The sequence below is a fragment of the Rhodobium orientis genome, from assembly GCF_003258835.1.
GTDB lineage: Bacteria > Pseudomonadota > Alphaproteobacteria > Rhizobiales > Rhodobiaceae > Rhodobium > Rhodobium orientis.
Window position 1 is genome coordinate 1 of sequence record NZ_NPEV01000053.1, and the last position, 21,547, is coordinate 21,547.

Sequence of the window (21,547 nt, forward strand, 5' to 3'; positions counted from 1 at the left end):
TTCGACACCCCCGAGCACCTGGCCAACGAGCTCATCGAATATATCATCTACTACAACGAGTTCAGGCCCCACCAGGCGATCGGAAACATCCCCCCGAAGACCTTCGCCGAACAAAAGAAAACCGAACAGCCATCACCGAATTCGTGAACTTGCACAGCAATGACTTTGAAAACACAGAGGAAACCGTCATTGCGAGCGAAGCGAAGCAATCCAGAGCGGCGCGGGCGACCGGTTCCGGTGTAGCGATTGGGCATGGGCATTGGCGGCCGGAAGGCATGATGGTGGACGAGACAGTGCGACCGCGGCCACCCCCAACGAAAAAAGGGCGCCCGAGGGCGCCCTTTAGTCGGGTTCCGATGCCCCGCGCCGTTAGCCGAGACGGCCGCTGGCGTGGGCGAGCATGGTGTAGACCTTGCCCGTATCGGAGGTCAGATAGGTCTGGCTCAGCATGTTGTCCCGGTCGTTGCGCGACACTTCGGACAGAAGCTGCTCGAAATCCTCCAGGTAGCGGTCGACGGCGGAGCGGAACTCCGGGTCGCGCTGGTACTTGCGGCGGATCTCGTCGAAGGTCTGCTGACCCTGCAGGGTGTAGAGCCGGCGGGTGAAGGCGTTCCGCTCGCCGCGCTGGTAGCGCTGCCACAGGTCGAGGAAGGCCTCGTGGTCGATCGCCCGGGCGATGTCCACCGACAGCGAGTTCAGCGATTCCACCATGTGAAGCGGCGACCGCTGCTCCTGTGTCGGGGCAGGGGCCTGGCGGGTCTCGCGGGTCCCCTGGCCACGGGTGTCGTGGTGGTCGTGCTCGTCCGGTTGCTCGTCGCGCGAGGCCCGGCGCAGAAGGTCGGTGACCCAGCCGCGATCGTCGGCGCCGCCATTGCCCTGGTTACGGCCCGTATTGCCGCGGGCAACGTCGAGCGGGCTGAACTGGGGCCGCTGGGGCTCCGGACGGGCCGGTTCGGGGCGGACCTCGGAACGGGCCGGCTCGGCCGGGCGCTGCGGGGCGGGGCGATAGGACTCGGCCGGACGCGGTGCCGGCGCCGGCGCCGAATAGCCGCCGCCACCGGAAGCCGCGCGCTGGGCGCGGGCCTCGCGGCGCTCTCCCTGGGCCTCGCGGCGCGGCTGCGAGACGTCGAGGGTGTTTGCCTGGCGCGAGACGATCTCCGAGAGCTCGTTGAGCGCACGGATCTGCTCGGAGACGACCTTGCGCATCGCCGCCGTGCTTTCCTCGGTCTCCTTCGGCAGTTCGAAGATGCCCTGCTTCATTTCCGAGCGGGTCGCCTGCAGCTCGCTCTGCATTTCGCGAGCGATGTCGCGCATGCGGGCGGTCGCCTCGGTGAAGCGCTCGGAGGCCTCGGTCACCGAGCGGCCCATTTCGTCGAGCATCTCGGTCTGGATCGAGCGCACCGCCTCCTGGGCCCGCTGGCCTTCCAGGCCGGCGGACAGGCGCAGCGACTCGAACTGCTCGATGACGCTCTTGGAGGCGTTCTCGGCCGCCTGGGCCAGCAGGCCGGCAACGCTCTGGGACTTCTCTTCGGCGTCGGCCAGGGTCGTGGAGATGATGCCGGTGAACGACTTCAGCACCTCGCCGACCGATTCCGACTTGGTGATGAGTTCGTTGGCGATCGCCTCGATGGCCTGGCGGCGTTCGTCGACGGTGAGGTCGACGGTGCGGTTGGCGTCCTCCAGCATGTGGGCGGCGGAGGCCAGCGTCTTGCCGTGGTTCTCGAAGCGGTCGGCGATGCGGGCGACGTCGCCCAGCACGTTCTCCGACACCTCGCGCAGCACGCCGACATTTTCCGCGATCAGGTTCGACGACGCCGTGGTGTCTTCCAGGGCGCGGTCGATGGCGGTGCGGAACTCGCCGGCGCGGCGGGCGAGGTTGGTCTCCACCTCGCTGAGGTTGTTGCCGGCCGAGGTCAGCACCTCCTGCAGCGTGGCGTTGGAGCCGTTGAGGCGGTCCAGGATCTCGGAGACCTCGGTGCGCAGGCGCTCGTTGGTCTGGCCGAGGACGCCGACGGTCTCCTGGCTCTTGGCGTCGATCATGCGCACCAGCTCCTCGCCGCTCTCGGCGATGGCGCGGGTGGCATCGACACCCTGGCGGGCGATGGCGTCGGCGATGTCGCCGCCCTTGATCGACAGGGCGTTGACGATGGCGTCGCGGATCTCGTTGACCTTGCCGGAGAGATCCCGGCTGCGGTTCTCAAGGGCCTCGACGAGGTCGGTGCCGTCGTGCTCGATGAGGTTCGCCAGTTCGGAGGTGCGGGCGCCGAGCAGGTTGTTGAGCTCCAGCGTGCGCTCGTCTAGGTTCTTCGACATCTCGCCGCCGCGGCCGGTGATGACCTCCTCAAGCTCGGCAGCCGAGCGCGACATGGCATCGGTGGCGCCGCCGACGGACTGGATCAGCGAGGCGCTGGCGCGCTCGCCCTCGTCGCGCAGGCGATTGGCGACCTGGGCGACGGTGGCTTCCAGACGCTGGCGGGCGTCGTCGGCCTCGCCGGTCATGGCCGTCTTCAGCTCGTCGAGGGCTCCCATCAGGACCTCGCGGGCCTTCTCGCTCTCCATGGTCAGGCCGCCGGAAAGCTGGGCGATGGTGCCGGTGAGGACGTCGCGGACGCGCTCGCTCTCGGTGGACAGCGCCTGGCTGGCGTCGGCCAGCGAGCCGACGACCGCCTGGCGGGCCCGTTCGCTCTCGCTGACCACCTTGGAGGCGGCTTCGCTGAGCGACTGGGAGAGCTCGTCGCGGGCGCGGCCGGTCTCGCCGGTGAGCGTTGCCGTGATGTCGCGCATGCGCTCGCCGATGACCTTCTCCAGTTCGGCGCCGCGGCCGTCCAGGGTCTCGGCGACCTCGAACACCTTGGAGCCGAGTGAGACGTTGATCTCGGCAATGCGGTCGGAAAGGATGTCCGTCAGCTCGTTGGCCTGCTTGGTCAGCACCGCGCCGACGACGTTGAGGCGGTCGTCGAGGGCGGTCGCCATCTCGCCGTGGCCGTCGGACATCGCCTTGGCGATATCGCGGGTGCGGTCGATGAGCGTCTCGCTGATCTGGCGGGCACGGGCGTCGAGCGCCTTGTCGATCCGCGCGATGCGGGTGTCCATCGTGCTGACGAGGTAGTCGGACTTCGTTTCCACCGTGTTGGCGACGCGGTCGACCCGCTCGCCGATGGCGTTGTCGAAGGCGTCCAGCCGCTCGCTGATGGTCTGCTCGATGCGGTCGGTGCGGTCGGCAAGGGCCTCACCGATGGCGGTCGCCTTGGTCTCGAAGGTCTTGCCGAGGGCGGCGGAACGCTCGTCGAAGACGGTGCCCAGGGACTCCGTGTGGCCGGTGAGCATGTCGTTGATCGAGGAGAACCGGTTCTCCAGGAGATCGGCGATCTCCGTTGTGCGGTTGCCGAGCGAGCCGATGAGGTCGCCGCCGCGGATGTTGATGACCTGGTTGAGTTCTTCCAGGCGCTTCTCAAGCTCGCCGGAGAGCGTGCCGGTGTGGACGTTGATCGCTTCGGAGAAGCGGTCGCCCGCCTCCACGATCTTGCCGGTGACCTTGGTGCTTTGGTCGCCGATGAGCTCGGCGATCTTGACGCCGGCGGCGCCGAAGCGCTCGGCCAGCTCGTTGGTGCGCGAGCCGAGAGCCTGGTCGATCTCGTTGGAGGTGAGGGCGAGGACGTCCTTGAAGTTCTGCAGCCGGCCGTCGAGCAGGCCGGCAAGGTTCTCGCCGGCATCGATCAGCTTGCCGTCGAGGGCCTCGCCCTTGACGACGACGGCGTCGTGGATGCGCTCGCCGGTCGCCTCGATGCGGTTGGCGAGATTGCCGCCGCGGTCGGTGATGGTCTCGGCGATGCGGGTCGCCGTGTCGTCCATCTTCTCGGTGAGTTCGTTGCCGCGCAGCGACAGGTCGACGAGCAGGGACTCGCCGGTGCCGTGCAGGACGCTGGCGACCTCCTCGGTGCGCTTGGAGATCGCGGTGATGATCTCCTCTCCGCGCTGGCCGAGCATGTCGGCGGCCTCCCGGGTGCGGGCGGCGAATGCTTCGTCGAGGCTGTGGCCGGTGGTGGAGAAGGTCTCGGTGATCTCGCCGCCGCGTTCGAGAATCGCGTTGACGATGTATTCGCCGGTCTCCGACAGGCGGGCGTCGAGTTCGCTGGTGCGGGTGATGAGCTGCTCGTTGACGGCATCGGTGCGTTCCGACAGCGTCTCGATGAGCCGGTTGCTGGTGCCGTCGAAGATTTCCGCGATCGCCGAGGTGCGCTGGTCGAGCGCCTCGTTAATCTCGCCGGCGCGGCCGGTGAACATGTCGGCGATTTCCAGGCTGGTCGTCGACAGGCCATCGGAAATCTCGCGGCTGCGATGCAGCAGGGTCTCGGCGATCTCGTCCTGATGGGCGCCGAGGTTCTCGTCGAACTGGCGGGCGTAGGACGCAAGCGTCGAGCCGATCTCGTCGCTGCGCGCGGCCAGCGTGCCGGCGATCTCGTCGTGGCGCAGGCCGAGATTTTCGTCGAAGCGCGAGGCGAAGGAGGCCAGCGTTCCACCGATCTCCTCGGAGCCGGCATTGAGGGTGTTGGCGATCTCCTCGCTGCGCAGCGCCAGGGTGTTGGCGATCTCGTCGTGGCGCATGCCGAGGCTCTCGTCGACCCGCTGGGTGTAGGTATAGAGGGTCGAGTTGATCTCGTCGGCGCGGCTGCCGAGGCGCTCGTCGAACTGCGTGGCGTAGGAGGCGAGGGTGGCGCTGATGTCCTCACTGCGGCTGGCAAGGCCTTCGTCGAACTGTTTGGCGTAGGTCGCCAGCGTGGTGTTGATCTCGTCGCTGCGGCTGCCGAGGGTATTGGCGATCTCCTGGTTGCGCGAGGCGAGCAGTTCGGAAAGCTGGCTGGTGCTGATATCGAGCGTGTCGGCGAGACCGGCCTTCTGGGAATCGATGGTCTCGGCGATCGCCGAATTGGCGCTGGCCATGGCGTCGGTGATGTTGGCGGAGCGCTGGGCCAGATCGTCCATGAACGTCCGGCCGCGCTCGTTGAAGTTCTCGATCAACTGGTCGCCGGCATTGCCGAAGGCGGTGGAGAACTGGTGCGACTGGGCGGTGATGGCGTCGGAGAAGCGCTCCGTTGCCGAGCGCACGTCGTTGGACAGCCGGTCGCCGGTGACCTGGAGGTCCTCGGTCAGCATGGCGTGGGCGCCGGTGATGGCGGAGCGCACCTTTTCGGCGTTGCTGACGACGGACTCGCGCTGCAGCGCCAGTTCCTCGATCAGGCCGCGGATGCGCAATTCGCTGTCATTGTAGGACCGCTCGAGGGTGGCGACCTCGTTGTGGACCATGACTTCCAGTTCGCTGGCGCGGGCCAGCGCCCGCTCCACGCCGTCGCCCATGGCGGCGACCTCGCGGCGGATGGCCTGGCCGACGCTGACGACGGATTCCTTGGCGATGTCTTCCGGCTCGGCGAGGCGCAGGGCGACCTCGGTCATGGAGCGCGAGACGAGGCGCAGCTCGTGCGAGCGCCAGACCATCAGCGCCATCACCCAGAAGAATATGATCGGGACGAGGATGGCGACGGCGGTGCCGATCAGCGGCGCGTTGCGGGCAAGGTCCTGAACGGTCGAGATGGAGAGGATGTCCTGGCCGAACGAGACCCAGGCGACGCCGAGGCCGACGGCGCCCCAGACGATGGACAGCAGGAGCGCGATCCAGAACGGCGCGGAGGAGGGGCGGCGTTGCAGGGCATAGACCAGCGCGCCGATATTGTGGCGGTCGTCATTGGCGGCCATGCGTCCGCGGCGGCGTCCGCGGCGCGGTGAGGCGACATCGCTGGGCGGCGCGTCGTCCGTGTCCTCGGCCGGTCGCGATGCCGGCGATGCGGCAAAATCGGTGCCGGGCGCCACATCGGGTGCCTCGGAGACACCGGCCTGCGACGCCTTTTTCGCGCTCGGATCGTCGACCTTGACCTCCACCTTGTCGGATGCGTCCGACGATGTGGTCTCGGTTTCGGTCTTCTTTTCGCTGTCGGATGCGCCGAAATCGAGTTTCAGCGCCTCTTCGACGGCACTCAGTGCAACTTCCGCCGGATCGGTCGGTTTCGGTGAATTGCCTGCCATTTTTGTCAATCGCCTCGCGTCCGCACTCATTACTATCCGGCCGCACGTCCGATGCTCATACGGAGCTTCGGAAACTGGGGACAATACTGTTGGGAAAATCGGAACATCAGCCGTTTGGTTAACGACGGCTGGCGCAACAGTATCGTAGCCTCCCCCGCATCTTGCCGCATCCCATATCGTAATGGCACATTTGTTCAAAAGGAACCGCAAAAACCGCCTGTTGCGATTATTTTAACTAATGGTTAACGGTTTTTCCGGAAGCGGTGGAGGGGCGTTGGAAATGAGCGGACGAGGCGACATCCCGGACGACCCGAAGGCCGGCGCCGGCGGGCCACGCGCGGCAAAGCCGACCGACGTGCAGCGCCGCTATCTGGAAAGCGGGCTCGATCAGCCGGGCGGCAAGCTGCCGCTTTTCGACGCCAACGGGCGCCGCTACTCGGCCAAGACCGTGGAGGCCTGCATCGCCAATGGCTGGGCCGAGCGCTGGTTCGCCAACCCGCTGAAGCCGGACTGGCTGGTCTGCAAGCTGACGCCCGCCGGCTACGCCGTCATCGGGTCCAGGGCGCCTGGCGCCGAATAGATCTGCCGCACGGTACCAACGTATACGTAAAACGATCTTTAAGGCGCAATGCTGCCACGCGCGGGCGGCGTTAAAGCTTCGTTCAACACATCTCTCAAAAGATTTCTTAAAGTTGAAGCATTCGGAGTGACTTAACTGCCTTTTTGCCTTTTTTTGCGACGCTTCAGTGGAGTTGCAAGACCGGTCCGGCAGGGCCGGCACGGCAAGACGGAACGGTCCCTGGCGGGTCGTTCGGCAAAAGGATCGGGAAAATGGCATTGGCAGGTGCAATGGAATTCCAAACGATGGATGCGACAGCGAAGCCGGACCGTCCGGTCGACCTCGTCCATCTGGCGCGGCACACCCTCGGCAACCGCGACCTTGAGCGGGAAGTGCTGCGGCTTTTCGTGCGCCAGTCGGCGGTCTATCTGGGCCGGCTGCGCAATGCCCGGACCGCGGGCGAGATGCGCGTTGCCGCCCACACCATCAAGGGTTCGGCGCGGGGCATCGGCGCCTGGCGGATCGCGGAGCTTGCCAACCTCTTCGAAGAGGCGGCCGCGGAGGGCGCCACCATGGACGACGCAGCGCTCGCCGACCTCGCCGCGGCGATCGAGGCCGCCAACGACTACATCCACACCGTTCTCAGCGACTGAGGGCACCAGGGTTTCGCGCGGCCCGATGACGGCCGCGACCGGGCCAGTCCGCCCGCATGCATCGCGGCGTCGCCTTTTTCGGGCGGCGCCGCTTTCGTTTTCATGGCCCAACCGCGGGGCCGTCCGCCCCCCCACCGCCCGGCGGTTGCCGGCACTCGTCCGGCACCTCTTCAAAAATGTCGCGGGGCGCGGCGTTGTCGCTGACTTGTCGCCGCATGGGGGTTGACGTTCCCGCCGCAGCAGTTATGTCCAGAGCCGGTTTTCACCTGTTTCTCATCCGGCGGTCCCCATGCCCAAAATCACCTATTACGATCCCGACGGCACCAAATACGAGGCCGACGCAGCGGTCGGCTCGACCGTGATGGAAAATGCACTGAAGGCGATGGTCCCGGGCATCGAGGCGGAATGCGGCGGCGCCTGCGCCTGCGCCACCTGCCATGTCTATGTGGACGACGACTGGACCGAGAAGACGGGCGAGCCGTCGGCGATGGAAGAGGACATGCTCGACTTCGCCTACGATGTGCGGCCGAATTCGCGGCTGTCCTGCCAGATCCGCGTGACCGACGACCTCGACGGCCTCGTCGTCAGGGTGCCCGAACGCCAGGCATAGCGAACGCCGGGCATAACGGTCGCCAAGCGTGACCGGCCGGCGGCGATGCCGCGACAGGCTGCTATTCAGGCCCCCTTCCTGCGCGCGTCCGCCGACCTCAGGGCGTCGATGGCCCGTGCCATCAGGTCGTTGAACTGATCCCGCTCGGCTTGTGAGAAATCGTTAAGGGCGCTGTCGTTGACGCGCGTCGCGGCGGCCGTTGCCGGCTCCTCCAGGGCGCGGGCCTTTTCCGTCACAAGGATCGACTGGGCGCGGCCGTCGTCGGGATGCGGGCGGCGGCGGACGAGGCCGTCGCGCTCCATGCGGGCGATGGTGTTGGCCATCGTCGCCTGCTCCACATTGAGGCGTTCGACCAACTCCTTCTGGGTCAGCCCGTCCTTCCGCCACAGTTCCAGGAGCGTCATGAACTGCGCCGGCGCCAGGCCGAGCGGCCGGATCTCCTCGGCAAGGGCTATGGCGAACAGGCGGGCCATGTGGTTGGCGAGGTAGCCCGCGGAACGGGTCTTGTCGAAGCCGGATGTCTTTGAAGGGCTCATGGGCCTTTTCTCGCACTTGAATAGCGTGCTATTCAATGATAAATAGCATGCTATGTTAATCGGACGTCCGGCGAGACCGGATCCGGCGTGCCCATTCTCCGGCGGCCGGGCGACGGCGGGCGGACCGCATGGGAAGGAGAGTGACGATGGGCGGCAAACTTCATGGGCTTGCGGGCGGGCTGGCGCTGGTGATCATCGCGTGTTTCCTGGCGGCGACCGTTGCGGTCGAGCTGTTCGGCGATGCCTCCGCGGTGGCGGCCGTCAAGCGGGCGATCCTGTGGGCGCTCGCGGTGCTGATCCCGTGCCTCGTTGCCGCCGGCGCGAGCGGCACCCGGCTCGGTCGCGGCTGGCGCAACGGCCTCATTGCGCTCAAGAAGCGGCGGATGGCGATCATCGCGCCGGTCGGCCTGTTCGTTCTGGTGCCCGCTGCGGCGTTCCTTGCGGTCCGGGCCGGGGACGGCCGGCTCGACACCGGGTTCTATGCCGTGCAGGTCGTCGAACTCGTCGCCGGGGCGGTGAATTTCACGCTGCTTGCCATGAACATGCGCGACGGGCTGGCGATTGTTCGACGGCGCGCCATTGGCGCTGCCGCCGGCTGATCGCATGCCTGTCGCTGCTTGCCGGCGCGGGGGAGGTCCGCAAACCGCTCCCCCGCATCGGCCGTCTGGCGAAAATCTATTCCGCAACGGCCGGCAAGACGGCCCGTCCGTTTCTCGCCGTGCCCTTTTGAGTGCAGCAATATGCAGCGCTTCCCCTTGCCGTCGGGGCGCGCTATGCAGGACGCGCACATCTCGGGCGGAAACTCCACAAGCTGCGGACAAGAACAATGACTGACGCGATAGAAACGGATGTTGTCATCATCGGTGCGGGCCCGGTCGGGCTTTTTGCCGTCTTCGAGCTCGGTCTCCTCGACCTCAAATGCCACCTGATCGATATCCTCGACCGGCCCGGCGGACAGTGCGCCGAACTCTATCCGGAAAAGCCGATCTACGACATTCCGGGCGTGCCGATGGTCACCGGCCAGCAGCTCACCGAACAGCTCATGGAGCAGATCGCGCCGTTCCATCCGGAATTCCATTTCAACGAAATGGTGGAGACGCTGGAAAAGCTCGACGATGGCAGCTTCCGGGTCGTCACCGGCCTCGGCACGACGTTCCACGCCAAGGTGGTGGTGATTGCCGCCGGCGGCGGTTCGTTCCAGCCGAAGCGCCCGCCGATCCAGGGCATCGAGGACTATGAGGGCAATTCGGTCTTCTATTCGGTCCGCAAGATGGACGACTTCAAGGACCTGGAGCTGATCATCGTCGGCGGCGGCGATTCCGCCCTCGACTGGACGCTCAACCTGCAGCCGCTGGCCAAGCGGGTGACGCTGATCCACCGCCGGCCGGGGTTCCGCGCCTCGCCGGACTCCGTCAACAAGATGAAGGCGCTCGCCGCCGTCGGCGCGCTCGACTTCATCGTCGGCCAGATCACCGAGCTGCACGGCGACAACGGCGTCCTTTCCGGCGCCACGGTGAAGACGGAGGACGGCACAAGCGAGATTTCCGCGACCCGCATCCTGCCGTTCTTCGGCCTGACCATGAAGCTCGGCCCGGTCTCCGAATGGGGCATCGAGCTGCAGGACAATTTGATCCCGGTCGATACCGAGAAGTTCGAGACGTCCGTGCCGGGCGTTTTCGCCATCGGAGACATCAACTGGTATCCGGGCAAGCTGAAGCTGATCCTCTCCGGTTTCCACGAGGGCGCGCTGATGGCCCAGGCGGCCAAGCGCATCGTCAGCCCGGACGAGCGGATCATCTTCCAGTACACGACGTCGTCGACCAACCTGCAGAAGAAGCTCGGGGTGAATTAGGGGCGGCGAGGCTCCTCTCTCCCTTCCCAACGACATTTTGGTGACCGGCGTCACATATTGCCGCCGCGCCTGCGGCTATCCCTTGGACATGGTTTTCGGCCAGCAAGGGAGGCCACCGTCATGTCCGCTCTCAAGCACTTGCCGTTCGGGCATCCGCCGTTCTGGCGCACGTCCAGCATCGGGCTCCGGGCCGTCATCGTCGCGCTGATCCTTCTCGGCGCGGTCAGGGCGGGGCTGCAGGAAGACAATCCCTTGTCGTCCCACCCACCCTCGGTCGCCGAGCAGTCGAAATGACGGCCAGGCGCGCAGCACCCTGCAACGGCAACTGGTGATGTCTCCAAGGTAGACCTATCTGTTGCGGTAGCGGATTTTCGCAAGGACAGCGGATGCTCAAAAAGACATGCTGAATTTCTATCGCCAGAAAATTTCGCCGATGATGGTGCATGCTGTGTGCGGCGTGCCGCCCCTGATGCGCGAGCGCGAGCAGATGGTGCCGAAGGCCGAAGGCGTGGTCGTCGAAATCGGCATCGGCACCGGGCGGAACCTGCCCTTTTACGACGAGCGCCGGGTGCGCCGGCTGATCGGCGTCAACCCGCCGGACGGGCTCACCGACCTCGTCGACTTCGAGCGCCTGGCGCCGGGGATCGAGGCGGAGATCGTGCCGGAATCGGCCGAGAACATGTCGCTCGACAGCAACCTCGCCGACACCATCGTCGTCACCTATACGCTGTGCTCGATCCCGGACGTGGAAGCCGCCATCGGCGAGATGCGCCGGGTGCTGAAACCGGGCGGAAAACTCCTCTTCGTGGAACACGGCCGCGCCGACTGCGAAAAGACCGCGCGCTGGCAGGACCGGCTCAATCCCTATTGGGGCCTGATCTCCCAAGGCTGCCACATCAACCGCAACCCGACGGAACTGCTGACGGAGGGCGGCTTCTCATTCCAGGAGCAGGACCGCTATCCGCTGAGGCGCGTGCCTTCGGTCGTCGGCTTTCATCATGTGGGGGTGGCGGTCGGGAGATAACCGGACTGGTTTGACTGGACGAAAAAAGCGCCGGTTCGTCCCCGGCGCTTTTTTGTTTCGCTACTCCGCCGCGGCCGTCACTGCTCCCGGCTTCGGATGCCACACCAGCTCCCGCCCCGGTTCCGGGTGCTCCGGGACCATTCGGGCGAGCAGCAGCGAGGTTGCGGCCATCGCCGCGCCGATGAGGAAGACGGCGGCGGGGGAGACCAGCCAGATCAGGCCGAAGGCGGCCGGGATGACGACGGCGGCGATGTGGTTGATGGTGAAGGCGACGCCCGCCGTCGGGGCGATGTCGCCGGGATCGGCGATCTTCTGGAAATAGGTCTTCATGGCGATCGCCATGGCAAAGAAGGCGTGGTCGATCACGTAGAGCCCGGCCGCGATGTAGGGGTCGGTGACGAAGGCGTAGGCGACGAAGACCAGGATCAGGCCGACATATTCCACCGTCAGCGCCCGGCGCTCGCCGACGCGGCCGATGAAGGCGCCGATGCGGTGGGCAAAGAAGATGTTGATGATGCAGTTGATGAGGAAGAGGGCGGAGACGTCGTGGACGTCGTAGCCGAATTTTTCCACCATCATGAAGCCGGCAAAGACCGTAAAAATCTGGCGCCGGGCACCGCCCATGAAGGTCAGCGCGTAATAGAGCCAGTAGCGCTTCCTGAGGACGAGCGTCTTCCGCTGCGGGCTGCCGTCGCGGAACTGCGGGTAGGCGAGCCAGAGGAAGATAACGACGGCGATGGTGGTGAGGCCGGCGATCAGGAACACGACCTCGAAGGAGAGGTCATAGGTGCGCCAGCCGAAGAAGATGAGGCCGTAGGCGGCGAGCTGGGCGACGGCGGCGACCGAGAGGATCTGGCCCATCCGCTGCGGCGCCTCGGCCTTGTCGAGCCATTGCAGCGACAGGGACTGGGCCATCGTCTCGTAGTAGTGGAAGCCGATCGACATGATCATGGTCGTGAAGATCAGGCCCCAGAAGCTCGGCATGTAGCCGGTCAGCGCAACGCCGATGCCGAGCAACAGGAGCGAGACCAGCGCCAGGGTCTGCTCGCGCATGGCCAAGAGCAGAAAGACGGCGGCGAAGGAGAGGAACCCCGGGATCTCGCGCACCGACTGCTGGATGCCGATTTCCTTGCCGGTGAAGCCGACGACGTCGACGGCGAAGTTGTTGAGCAGCGTCCACCAGGCGGCAAAGGAAAGCTGCATCGCGGCGGCCATGACCATCAGCATGACCGCGGGCGAGCGCCAGTCGAGGCGGGTGAGGCGGAACGAGAAGAGCCGTGCCATCCGTCTTGTCTCCGGGTGAAAATCCAAATCGAGCCTTTTGATAATCGTTTTCAGATGCGGCGTGTTAGCGCTAAAATGACAAAGAATATCGATAAGGCGACAAAGGCGCACGATGCCCCAGATCCATCCGGAAATGTATCAGTCGGCGCCGCACGATCTGCCGCAGCGGGTGGTGGCCTATGCCGCCGACCGGATGGCGGAAGTTACCAACCCGCGCCACACCCATCCGCGTGGCCAGCTTCTCCATATCGTCTCCGGCACGCTCGCGGTGGAAACCGACGGCGGCACCTTCGTTGTGCCGGCCGAACGGGCGGTCTGGATGCCGCCCGGGGTCGCGCACGGCACCAGGACGCGGGCGCCGACGGCGCTTCGGACAATCTATGTCGTGCCGGAAGCGGCCCCCGACCTGCCGGCGGAACCTACCGTCGTCCGGGTGACGCCGCTCCTGCGCGAGCTGATCCTGACGCTGATGTCCTGGCCGCGGAACTACGACGAGGCGGGGCCGGAGGGGCGGCTCGTCTCCGTCCTCATCGACCAGATCGCCGTCTCGCCGGTGGCCCCGCTGCACCTGCCGATGCCGCAGACCGAGCGGCTCCGGGTGCTCGCTCGGGAGCTGCGGGAAGATCCGGCCGATCCGCGCGGCCTTGATGCGCTCGCCAGGGCCGCCGCCGTGTCCGGGCGCACGCTTGAGAGGAGATTCCGCGAGGAGACGGGGCTGACGCTTCGGGCCTGGCGGCGGCAGGCAAAGCTCCTGAAGGCCTTGGAGCTGCTCGCCGACCGGCAGCCGGTCGGCCTCGTCGCCGAACGCCTCGGCTACGAGACGACGAGCGCCTTCATCGCCATGTTCCGCTCCGCCTTCGGCCAGAGCCCGGGAAGGTATTTCGAGGGGTGAGGGGCGGCGGACCGCCCCTCCGCGGTATCGCGCTCACGCCGGCCGCAGATCCGACGGGGCGTGCAGCAGGCCCGGCGCCTTGCCGGCATAGCCGATGACGTAGCGGCTCTTTTTTCCGAGCACGATATTGACGCCGACCGCGATCAGGATCGCGACGGCGAGTATGCCGGTCGTTGCCAGCAGCAGCACGGGCCAGGACGCATCGAAGCGGATGCCGTTTGCGTCGCGGATGGTGTGGATGAGCTTCAACAGGCCCGGGTGGATGAAGAAGATGGCAAAGCTCGTGGAGGCGACGAGGGAGAGCGTCTTCGACGAGCGGCCCTCGAAGCGGTGGAGAAGCTGCAGCAGCAGCAGGCACATGAAGAGCTTCTGGAACAGCATCAGGTCGAGCCCGCCCCAGGCGAACGGTGCCTTGTGGTAGTTGCTGAAATGGCCGGTGGCGATTTCCGCCGCATCGAAGGCCGCGACCAGAAGCGCAAGGTGCCACTCCTTGCCGGCGAGCCGCGCCCAGACGGCCTCCTTGTTCATCGCCACCGTGATGCCGAAGAGGTAGGCCGGGGTGAAGGCGATGAGGTGCTGCACGGGGTTGAGGTTGCCGTGCGAGCGCTGCACCAGGGCGGCAACGACGACCAGCACGGCCGTAATGCCGAGCTGGCGGGCGGTGGACAGGCGAATGAAGGCGACATGCGCCGGCGCCATCAGGAACACCAGCATGATGAAGGGGATGTACCAGTAGGCGGTCGCGAAGCCGCCGGTGAGGACGTACTTCACATAGGGGACGATCCAGGTGTCGAGGACGCCGGGGCCGGCCGGGTTGAAGAACGGCTTCTGCGGCTCGCCGCTGGTCATAGACCAGATGATCGGCAGCACGGACAGAACAAGATAGGGCGCGGCAACGTTCTTGAACTTGCCGAGGAGGAAGTTCTTGTAGTCGAATCGCGCGTAAAACACATGGAAGAACAGAAAACCGGAAATGAAGACGAACAGCGTCGTGGCGCCGGAAATCAGGTTGCCGGCGAATTTCTCCGGCCAGGTCTGGAAGGTCATTCCGGCAAATGAGAAACTGTGCCCCATGACAATCATGATGATTGCGATGGCGCGGAAATTATTGATGGATGTCAGGTACATGGCATAACGCACCGTGAGAATGGCGGTGCGGTGACGGCCCTCGGGAGCGACGTGTTACAGACCGTCCGGCAGACTGTCCGGCAGAACCACTGACACCTTCGGCCCGATGCCGCACAAGGCCGGGCACGCGGCAATCCCGCGCCCTTCCTGTTTCGCCCATAATCTCGTTCTATTTGTGGCGATGAAGTATTCGCCGAAAATTTTTTCTTGGGGGAAGGCTCGGCTACGCCGGGCTGCGGCGTTCCGTCCTATCGAGCGGCGCTTTCCGTCGCGGCCTGGCCGAAGAGCCGGGCGAGCAGCTGGCGCGCGGGCGCCGGCAGGCGATGGAAGGCCTCCTTCATGCGCGGCTCGGCGAAGCCGAGATAGAGCCGGGCATAGAGCCAGCCGCGCCAGGAGCGCGACAGCGCATAGTTGGCAACGGTTTCGGTCTGCGCGGCCCAGCCGAGCTTGTAGCGCTGCACCGGCGGCAGGAAGTCATAGCGCTCCATGCCGCCGTCGAGGCACCAGGAGAGCGTCTCCTCGGTCTGCAACTCGCCGGGGCTGACCTCGCCATGGGCGGCGTTGATGGCGCCCATGAAGGCGTGGTAGCGGCGGCCTTCGACGAAACCGACCTCGATGGCGGCGACGTCGTCATCGACGCTGAGGACGGAGAGGCGCGTTGCGGGGGCCGTGGCGGCGACGGCGACGAGGCCGTCGCGCACCCATTTCCGCGACAGCGCGCGGCTGACGAGGCCGTTCGCCTCCAGCCAGTCGAGCTTGAAGGCGAGCGCCTGGCGCATCAGGGCGGCGGCGCGGGGGCCGGGGCCGACCACCTCGAACCGGGTGTCGCCGCGCTCGGCGATGCGGCGCCACTTGCGCCGCCGGTCCTTCTTGCGCTTGGCCGGCTGCGGGGCAAGGACCGCGTCGAGCTCCGTGCCGCGCGTCAGGTCGACGAAGGGCGCCTCGGAGGTAACGCCGGTGGCATGGCCGGTGCGGGCAAGGAACGGGGCAATCGCCGCATCTTGCCGGATGTTGCGGAAATCGAAGACGTCGGCGCGGCCGCCGATGCCGGCGCTGTCGATCGCGGCCTTGAGGGCGTCGTCGTCCGGCAGGCCGGCGGCGATGACGTCGCCATACTGGACGGCGGGGCCGGCGAGCCAGCGGGCGACGCGGACCCCGGCATGGGTCTCGATCTCCATCGGCAGGATCAGGAGCGGCGCATCGTCGGCGGCCCGGCGCACGCAGATGACGTGGAGGCGGTAGTCCGGATGGGCCTTGAGCATGGTCTCGGCCATAGCCCGGCAGAAGGCGAAGGACTGGAACGGCGTCAGGGGGGCTGCCGCCTCGCGTTCCAACGTCTCCCAGGCTTCCTTCAGCGCATCGAGCCCGTCCAGACTGTCGGCGACGCAGACCCGGTGGAGCCCGTTGCGCGACGGGGCACAGGTCTCGCAGTCCCGCCGGCACGCGCCGGCATTGGCCGGGGCGAGCGCACGCGCCGCCGGCGCCTCGGCCGGACGGAATTCCGGCATCTGAGCGGTGCGGGCGGTGGCTGCGGCATAGGCCAGGTCGAAGGGACGGGACACGGACACCTCGTCGGTTTCCCGGATCCGGTGCGGATCCGCGGCGTGGGTCGAAGACGGTTTCTCAGCAAATGAAATACAGCTTCCGGTCGGATAATTGAATACCGACACCCGATTCATCTTCCGTTAGGGTTAATCGAGCGCCGCACGGAAAGTTAAATCTGATAACGGTGAAGTCTTCGTGCAGGCTCCGATAATCAATCGCATTGCATGTTGCCCAGAAATAGCCTCACGAGGCCTGCAATGCCGCCGTCCCGAGAACGAAGATGCCGACGACGACAAGGGCGAGGAGCGCCAGTTTCCAGGCATCGCGGCGATGTTCCAGCCCCGGCCAGCCGAGCGGCCGAATCAACTGGATCGCGGCGACGGCGGCAAAGAACACCATGATGAGCTTGGTCACGGGAAGCGGTCTCCGTCAGCGGACGAGTTCGCGCATGGCGCCGTCGAGGCCTTCCAGCGTCAGCGGGAACATGCGGTCCTCGACGATCTCGCGGATCATCTGGATGGAATGGGTGTAGCCCCAGTGCTTTTCCGGCACCGGGTTCAGCCAGACGGTGCGCGGATAAACCGACAACAGGCGCTGCAGCCAGACGGTGCCCGGCTCCTCGTTCCAGTGCTCCACCGATCCGCCCGGATAGGCGATCTCGTAGGGGCTCATGGACGCGTCGCCGACGAAGATCACCTTGTAGTCGGAGGGGAACTTGTGCAGCACGTCGAAGGTCGGGACGGTCTCGGCGTGGCGGCGGCGATTGTTCTGCCAGACGCGCTCGTAGAGGCAGTTGTGGAAGTAGAAATACTCCATAGTCTTGAACTCCATCCGCGCGGCGGAGAACAGCTCCTCGCACAGCCGGATGAAGGGGTCCATGGAGCCGCCGACGTCGAAGAACAAGAGCACCTTGACGGCGTTGCGGCGCTCCGGGCGCATCTGGATGTCGAGATAGCCGTGGTGCGCGGTCGATTTGATGGTGCCGTCGAGGTCCAGTTCGTCGTGGGCGCCGGTGCGCGCGAAACGGCGCAGGCGCTTCAGCGCCACCTTGATGTTGCGGGTGCCGAGTTCGACGCTGTCGTCGAGGTCCTTGAACTCGCGCTTGTCCCAGACCTTGACGGCGCGCCGGTGGCGGCTCTCGTCCTGGCCGATGCGGATGCCTTCCGGATTGTAGCCATAGGCGCCGAAGGGAGAGGTGCCGGCGGTGCCGATCCATTTCGAGCCGCCCTGGTGGCGGCCCTTCTGCTCCTTCATCCGCTCCTTCAGCGTCTCCATCAGCTTGTCCCAGCCGCCGAGCGCCTCGATCTGGGCTTTCTCCTCTTCGGTGAGGTACTTCTCGGCGAGCTTTCTCAGCCATTCTTCCGGGATCTCCGCCTCAACGGCGTCGGACATCAGGTCGAGGCCCTTGAACACGGTGCCGAAGACGCGGTCGAATTTGTCGAGGTTCTTTTCGTCCTTCACCAGCGTGGCGCGGGAGAGATAGTAGAAATCCTCCACCCGCTTTTCGGCGAGGTCGACGGACAGCGCCTCCATCAGCGTCAGATATTCGCGCAAGGAAACCGGCAGGCCGGCGGATTTCAGTTCCTGGAAGAAGTTGACGAACATCGGCGCGCGTTCCCTCGGTCGCGCCCATGTCTTAACGCGGCGGCCGTTCCATGACCAGAGCGGCAAGGCCGGTCTCGTCTGTCAGGGACGCCTTGCGGTCGGTCGGCACGAAGCCGAATTGAGCAAAGAACGACCGGGCGCCGCCATTGTCGGCCATCACCTCGGCGACGAGGGGCGTTCCAGCGGTGTGTTCGATCAGCGCGCCCATCATCTTGGCGCCGATGCCGAGGCCCTGCCGATGCAGCGTCACGTGCAGACGGTCGATGAAAAACCTGTCTCCCACCTGCTTCAAAAACGCCTGGGCGACGATCTCGTCATGGCAGTCGCCGACGAGAAACAGGGTGCCTGGCTCGGCGAGCTGGCGGCTCAGGGTCTCGTCGGAGTGGCGGCCGGCGACGATCGCATCGAGCTTTTCCGCGGCCACCTTGTCGCCGACCGAGCGGCGCCAGTTCTCGTCCGCCATCTCCCGGCAGGCGGCAAGATCCGCGGTGCGTGCGGGACGAACGACCACATCCTGAACCATCGCTCACTCCGTTGCGGCGGGACGGATCCGGCGCGGGCGCAGCGCCCTTGATCCGTCGCCCTGGCGCTGTTCAACTCGAAAATCGGACCAGAAGACTCCGTGGGGGAATCGACATGACACATATTCGGGCCGGTGGGCAATTACCATTCGCAATGGTGCCAAGAACCGCCATTACCGGTATCCTGGTTGTGGTTTTCTCGCTGTTCTATCCGACATTCGCGCCGCGGGCCGACGGCACCGTGCCGTCGGTGGTCGGACCCTATCTCGACGACGGGTTCGATGCCGGCGACGTCGCGGTGTCGGAAAACCTTGCCGTCAGCCTTGCGCGCATGGGCCGGGCGCTGGAGATGCAGGATCTCGGCGGCTTCCTCAAGCTCGTCACCTATCCCTATTTTCGTGAGCAGATGGGGCTTCTGCTGTCGGCCGACGAGCGGCCGAACGGCTATGATGCGGTCGGCCAGTTCACCTGCGAGTTCCTGTCGATCTGCTCGGTCTCCAAGGCCTATGGCCTTGCCGATATCCGCAAGGCGCGGATCGTCAGGCTTTCCGCGGCGGGCCGGGACGTGGAGGTGACCCTGGCGCTGACAATGGCCGACGGGCTGACGTTGCGGTCGAGCTTCTTCTACGATTCAGCGCTTTTCGGCTTCTACGCCGCCTTCGGGTGAGGCCGCCTTCTTCTGGGCCTTCACAAGCTCGTTGAAGACGTTGCCGATCTTCGGGCGGGTCTCGCCGATGAACGGGATCGGCCGGCAGACGTCGACGGCGGCGATGCCGATGCGGGCGGTGAGAAGCCCGTTGACGACGCCCTCGCCGAGGCGGGCGGAGATGCGCGCGGCAAGGCCCTGGCCGACCAGTTCGTGGATCATGGAATCGCCGATGGCGATGGTGCCGGTGACCGCCAGGTGGCCGATGACGTGTCGGGTGAGACGGAAGAAGCCGAGGCCGCCCGGCCGCCCGCCATAGAGCGTGGAGACGCGGCGGATGAGCCTGAGGCTCTCGGCGAACACGAACAGGACGTCGATGAGGGCGCGCGGGCTGATCGCGGTGACGACCGAGACGCGCTTGGCCGAATTGGTGATCATCCGCGTCGCCTCGCGGTCGAGCGGACGCATCAAGTCGCGCTCGGCAAGGACGATGAGGTCGCGTCCGTCGATGATCTCGCCCTCATGGGCGGCAATGGCGGCGCGGCCGCGGGCGGTGTCGGCGCGGCTCTTGTAGAGCGCGACGACGGCCTTCAGCACGGCCTCCGCGCCGGGCCGGTCGTCGTCCCTGGCGGCGGCTTCGGCTTCGCTCCGAAGGCGGTCGATGCGGGCGAGCCGCCACAGGCCGAAGAGCTCGCGCAGCGCCATGGCGAGCGCGGCGACGACGACAAGGGAGGCCAGCGCGACGGCGAGCCAGCCGAGCCAGTCGGCACGGGCGAAGAGGTCGGAGATCAGCCGGTCGATGGCGACGCCGACGGCAAGTGAGATGAGGCCGCCGAGGGCGGAGACGAGGATCGTGCTCCAGCGCCAGCGGCGCTTCGGCAGCTTCGGGCGATAGGGGCTGTCGCGCTCGGCCTCCTCGGCGACGACGACGGCGAGATCGGCATGCTCGGCGGCGCTCTCGGCCGGCGCCTCGCTGAGGACGACGTCGGCCTCGTCGAGCCGGAACGCCTTCGGCCTGCGGCTGGGATCGGTCATGCCAGCTTGTCTCCGATGAGGAACTGCAGCGCCCGGTCGAGGCGGATATGGGGCAGCGTCAGGCTGAGGCCGTCGGGCGAGCGTTCCAGTTTCGGCGGCCGGAAGCGGACGTAGCGTACATCGGTGCCGGTGCGGGAAAGTTCAAGTTTCGATTCAGGTTGAAGGGATTGAAGCTTCGATTCCGATTCAACTTGCGCGATGCATTCCTCAAGTTCCGATTCAGATTCAAGGTCTGCAAAAAGTGATTCAGGGTCTTTGGGCAAGTCCCCGGGAAACATGGCGATTTCCGTCTCGCCGTCGAACCGCTCGCCGTCGACGATCTCTCCCGTCATCGGTGTGCCGATGATCGTCGGCAGGGCGTTGCCACCGCGCTTGACCGTGCCTTCACGCGTTGCGCGAACCGCGGCGAGCGCCAGGATGTCGATGTCGGCGCCGGCGAATTCGGCCTTCTTGATGGCCCGCTTGACCAGCCGCTTCAGCACCCGTTGCAGCCGGTCGTGGTCGGTGTGGTGGAGGTGGTCGGCCTTGGTCGCGGCAAACAGGATGCGGTCGATGCGCCGGGTCAGGATCGAGGCGAGCCAGCTCGTGCGCCCGGGCCGGAAGCAGGCGAGGATGTCGGCGAGCGCGTTCTCCAGATCGCGCATGGCGTGGGGGCCGGCATTGAGTGCGGAGAGCGCGTCGACGAGCACGATCTGGCGGTCGAGCCGGGCGAAGTGGTCGCGGAAGAAGGGGCGCACGACGTGGGTCTTGTAGGCCTCGAAGCGGCGCTCCATCATCGCCCGCAGTGACGTCCGCGGGACCACCCGGTTGTCCTCCAGGATCAGCGGCGAGAAGGTGAGGGCGGGCGAGCCGCCGAGGTCACCCGGCATCAGGAAGCGGCCCGGCGGCAGCATGGACAGGGCGTGCTCGTCGGCGCGGCAGGCGGCGAGATAGCCGGTGAAGGCCTCGGCCAGGCCGCGGGCCGTCGCCTCGTCTTCCTCAGCGGCCGGGTCGGCGGCCTGAAGGCGCCGGTGCCAGTCCGCGGCGAGCCGGGCCCGGTTCGGCAGCCGCGACAGGTCGACCGCCTCGCGGGACCAGGTGGCGTAGTCCTTGGTGAGCAGCGGCAGGTCGAGCAGCCATTCGCCGGGATAGTCGACGATGTCGATGTGGAGCTTGCCGCTGCCGAGGGTGCGCGAGAAATAGGACGCGGATTCGTAGGCGACCGTCAGCCGCAATTCGCTGATCTGCCGCGTGGAACTCGGCCAGACGCGCTCGTCGACCATGTCGGCGACATGGGCCTCGTAGTCGAAGCGCGGCACGGCGTCGTCCGGCTGCGGTTGCAGGGAGGCGCGGGCGAGCCGGCCGGTGGCCATCGGCTCGAACAACGGCATCCGCCCGCCCTTGATCAGATTGTGGACCAGGGCGGTGATGAACACGGTCTTGCCGGCGCGCGACAGCCCGGTGACGCCGAGGCGCACGGACGGGGTGACCAGTCCGGTGGCGAAGTCGGCGACGTTGTTGAGCGCGAGCCAGGCGTCGTCGGTGAGTGTCGTCAGGTTCAAGGCTTTTTCTCCGCGTCCCATGTAGGCCTTCGGGCCGC

At 66.3% G+C, this 21,547-nt stretch carries 20 protein-coding genes; 10 read left to right on the forward strand and 10 right to left on the reverse strand.

The window, feature by feature from the left end; translation table 11 throughout:
• Positions 1-147, forward strand: a 147-nt coding sequence (locus CH339_RS25455) for an integrase core domain-containing protein (protein ID WP_146610090.1), incomplete at its 5' end; no start/stop codon positions are given.
• 222 nt (positions 148-369) lie between these two features.
• Here CH339_RS25455 and CH339_RS19235 read toward each other — a convergent pair.
• Positions 370-6,078: an apolipoprotein A-IV repeat region-like domain-containing protein gene (locus CH339_RS19235; RefSeq protein WP_111436001.1), complete on the reverse strand. Its 5,709-nt coding sequence runs from the start codon at positions 6,076-6,078 to the stop codon at positions 370-372.
• Positions 6,079-6,358: 280 nt separating this feature from the next.
• Here CH339_RS19235 and CH339_RS19240 point away from each other — a divergent pair, with 280 nt between their 5' ends.
• From CH339_RS19240 to CH339_RS19250, 3 genes are all read left to right on the forward strand, one after another.
• Positions 6,359-6,658 carry a hypothetical protein gene (locus CH339_RS19240; protein WP_201240851.1) on the forward strand — a complete coding sequence of 100 codons (300 nt, stop codon included), beginning with the start codon at positions 6,359-6,361 and terminating at the stop codon, positions 6,656-6,658.
• 284 nt (positions 6,659-6,942) lie between these two features.
• Positions 6,943-7,290 (forward strand): Hpt domain-containing protein, encoded by a 348-nt coding sequence (locus CH339_RS19245; protein WP_244668923.1) that lies wholly within the window; start codon positions 6,943-6,945, stop codon positions 7,288-7,290.
• A 289-nt stretch (positions 7,291-7,579) separates the two neighbouring features.
• Complete coding sequence (locus tag CH339_RS19250; RefSeq protein WP_111436003.1) at positions 7,580-7,900, forward strand: 2Fe-2S iron-sulfur cluster-binding protein; 321 nt, start codon at positions 7,580-7,582, stop codon at positions 7,898-7,900.
• A gap of 65 nt (positions 7,901-7,965) precedes the next feature.
• Here CH339_RS19250 and CH339_RS19255 read toward each other — a convergent pair whose 3' ends face one another.
• Positions 7,966-8,436, reverse strand: coding sequence for a MarR family winged helix-turn-helix transcriptional regulator (locus tag CH339_RS19255; protein WP_111436004.1), 471 nt, complete (start codon positions 8,434-8,436; stop codon positions 7,966-7,968).
• A 146-nt stretch (positions 8,437-8,582) separates the two neighbouring features.
• Here CH339_RS19255 and CH339_RS19260 point away from each other — a divergent pair, with 146 nt between their 5' ends.
• The 4 genes from CH339_RS19260 to CH339_RS19270 all read left to right on the forward strand — a co-directional run bounded on the left by CH339_RS19260 (position 8,583) and on the right by CH339_RS19270 (position 11,312).
• On the forward strand, positions 8,583-9,035 hold the full coding sequence (locus CH339_RS19260) for a hypothetical protein (RefSeq protein WP_111436005.1): 453 nt from the start codon (positions 8,583-8,585) through the stop codon (positions 9,033-9,035).
• 227 nt (positions 9,036-9,262) lie between these two features.
• Complete coding sequence (locus tag CH339_RS19265) at positions 9,263-10,288, forward strand: NAD(P)/FAD-dependent oxidoreductase (RefSeq protein WP_111436006.1); 1,026 nt, start codon at positions 9,263-9,265, stop codon at positions 10,286-10,288.
• A gap of 120 nt (positions 10,289-10,408) precedes the next feature.
• Entirely contained in the window at positions 10,409-10,582 is a 174-nt protein-coding gene (locus CH339_RS24795) for a hypothetical protein (RefSeq protein WP_170138586.1), read from the forward strand.
• 106 nt (positions 10,583-10,688) lie between these two features.
• Positions 10,689-11,312 carry a class I SAM-dependent methyltransferase gene (locus tag CH339_RS19270; protein ID WP_111436007.1) on the forward strand — a complete coding sequence of 208 codons (624 nt, stop codon included), beginning with the start codon at positions 10,689-10,691 and terminating at the stop codon, positions 11,310-11,312.
• A 60-nt stretch (positions 11,313-11,372) separates the two neighbouring features.
• Here CH339_RS19270 and CH339_RS19275 read toward each other — a convergent pair whose 3' ends face one another.
• Positions 11,373-12,596 carry an MFS transporter gene (locus tag CH339_RS19275; protein WP_201240852.1) on the reverse strand — a complete coding sequence of 408 codons (1,224 nt, stop codon included), beginning with the start codon at positions 12,594-12,596 and terminating at the stop codon, positions 11,373-11,375.
• Between the two features lie 112 nt (positions 12,597-12,708).
• Between CH339_RS19275 and CH339_RS19280 the strand changes: the two genes are divergently transcribed.
• Positions 12,709-13,488 (forward strand): AraC family transcriptional regulator, encoded by a 780-nt coding sequence (locus tag CH339_RS19280; RefSeq protein ID WP_111436008.1) that lies wholly within the window; start codon positions 12,709-12,711, stop codon positions 13,486-13,488.
• Between the two features lie 33 nt (positions 13,489-13,521).
• On the opposite strand, the gene CH339_RS19285 is transcribed toward CH339_RS19280, so the two are convergent.
• From CH339_RS19285 to CH339_RS19300, 5 genes are all read right to left on the reverse strand, one after another.
• On the reverse strand, positions 13,522-14,616 hold the full coding sequence (locus tag CH339_RS19285) for an acyltransferase family protein (RefSeq protein ID WP_111436009.1): 1,095 nt from the start codon (positions 14,614-14,616) through the stop codon (positions 13,522-13,524).
• Positions 14,617-14,864: 248 nt separating this feature from the next.
• The gene (locus CH339_RS19290) at positions 14,865-16,178 is read right to left on the reverse strand and encodes a GNAT family N-acetyltransferase (protein ID WP_146610248.1); all 1,314 of its coding nucleotides are present in this window, start codon (positions 16,176-16,178) and stop codon (positions 14,865-14,867) included.
• Positions 16,179-16,404: 226 nt separating this feature from the next.
• Complete coding sequence (locus tag CH339_RS24800; RefSeq protein ID WP_170138585.1) at positions 16,405-16,575, reverse strand: hypothetical protein; 171 nt, start codon at positions 16,573-16,575, stop codon at positions 16,405-16,407.
• Between the two features lie 15 nt (positions 16,576-16,590).
• Positions 16,591-17,766 (reverse strand): vWA domain-containing protein, encoded by a 1,176-nt coding sequence (locus CH339_RS19295; RefSeq protein ID WP_111436011.1) that lies wholly within the window; start codon positions 17,764-17,766, stop codon positions 16,591-16,593.
• 31 nt (positions 17,767-17,797) lie between these two features.
• Complete coding sequence (locus tag CH339_RS19300; protein WP_111436012.1) at positions 17,798-18,289, reverse strand: GNAT family N-acetyltransferase; 492 nt, start codon at positions 18,287-18,289, stop codon at positions 17,798-17,800.
• Between the two features lie 113 nt (positions 18,290-18,402).
• On the opposite strand from CH339_RS19300, the gene CH339_RS19305 reads away from it, so the two are divergent.
• Positions 18,403-18,954: a hypothetical protein gene (locus CH339_RS19305; protein WP_210207382.1), complete on the forward strand. Its 552-nt coding sequence runs from the start codon at positions 18,403-18,405 to the stop codon at positions 18,952-18,954.
• Here the strand turns inward: CH339_RS19305 and CH339_RS19310 are convergent.
• Together CH339_RS19310 and CH339_RS19315 are read right to left on the reverse strand one after the other, a co-directional pair.
• Entirely contained in the window at positions 18,919-19,968 is a 1,050-nt protein-coding gene (locus CH339_RS19310; RefSeq protein WP_111436014.1) for a YcjF family protein, read from the reverse strand. The two genes, CH339_RS19305 and CH339_RS19310, sit on opposite strands and share 36 nt — an antisense overlap.
• Positions 19,965-21,530: a YcjX family GTP-binding protein gene (locus tag CH339_RS19315; protein WP_111436027.1), complete on the reverse strand. Its 1,566-nt coding sequence runs from the start codon at positions 21,528-21,530 to the stop codon at positions 19,965-19,967. Before CH339_RS19315 ends, CH339_RS19310 begins: the two co-directional genes overlap by 4 nt.
• Between the last annotated feature and the right edge of the window lie 17 nt (positions 21,531-21,547).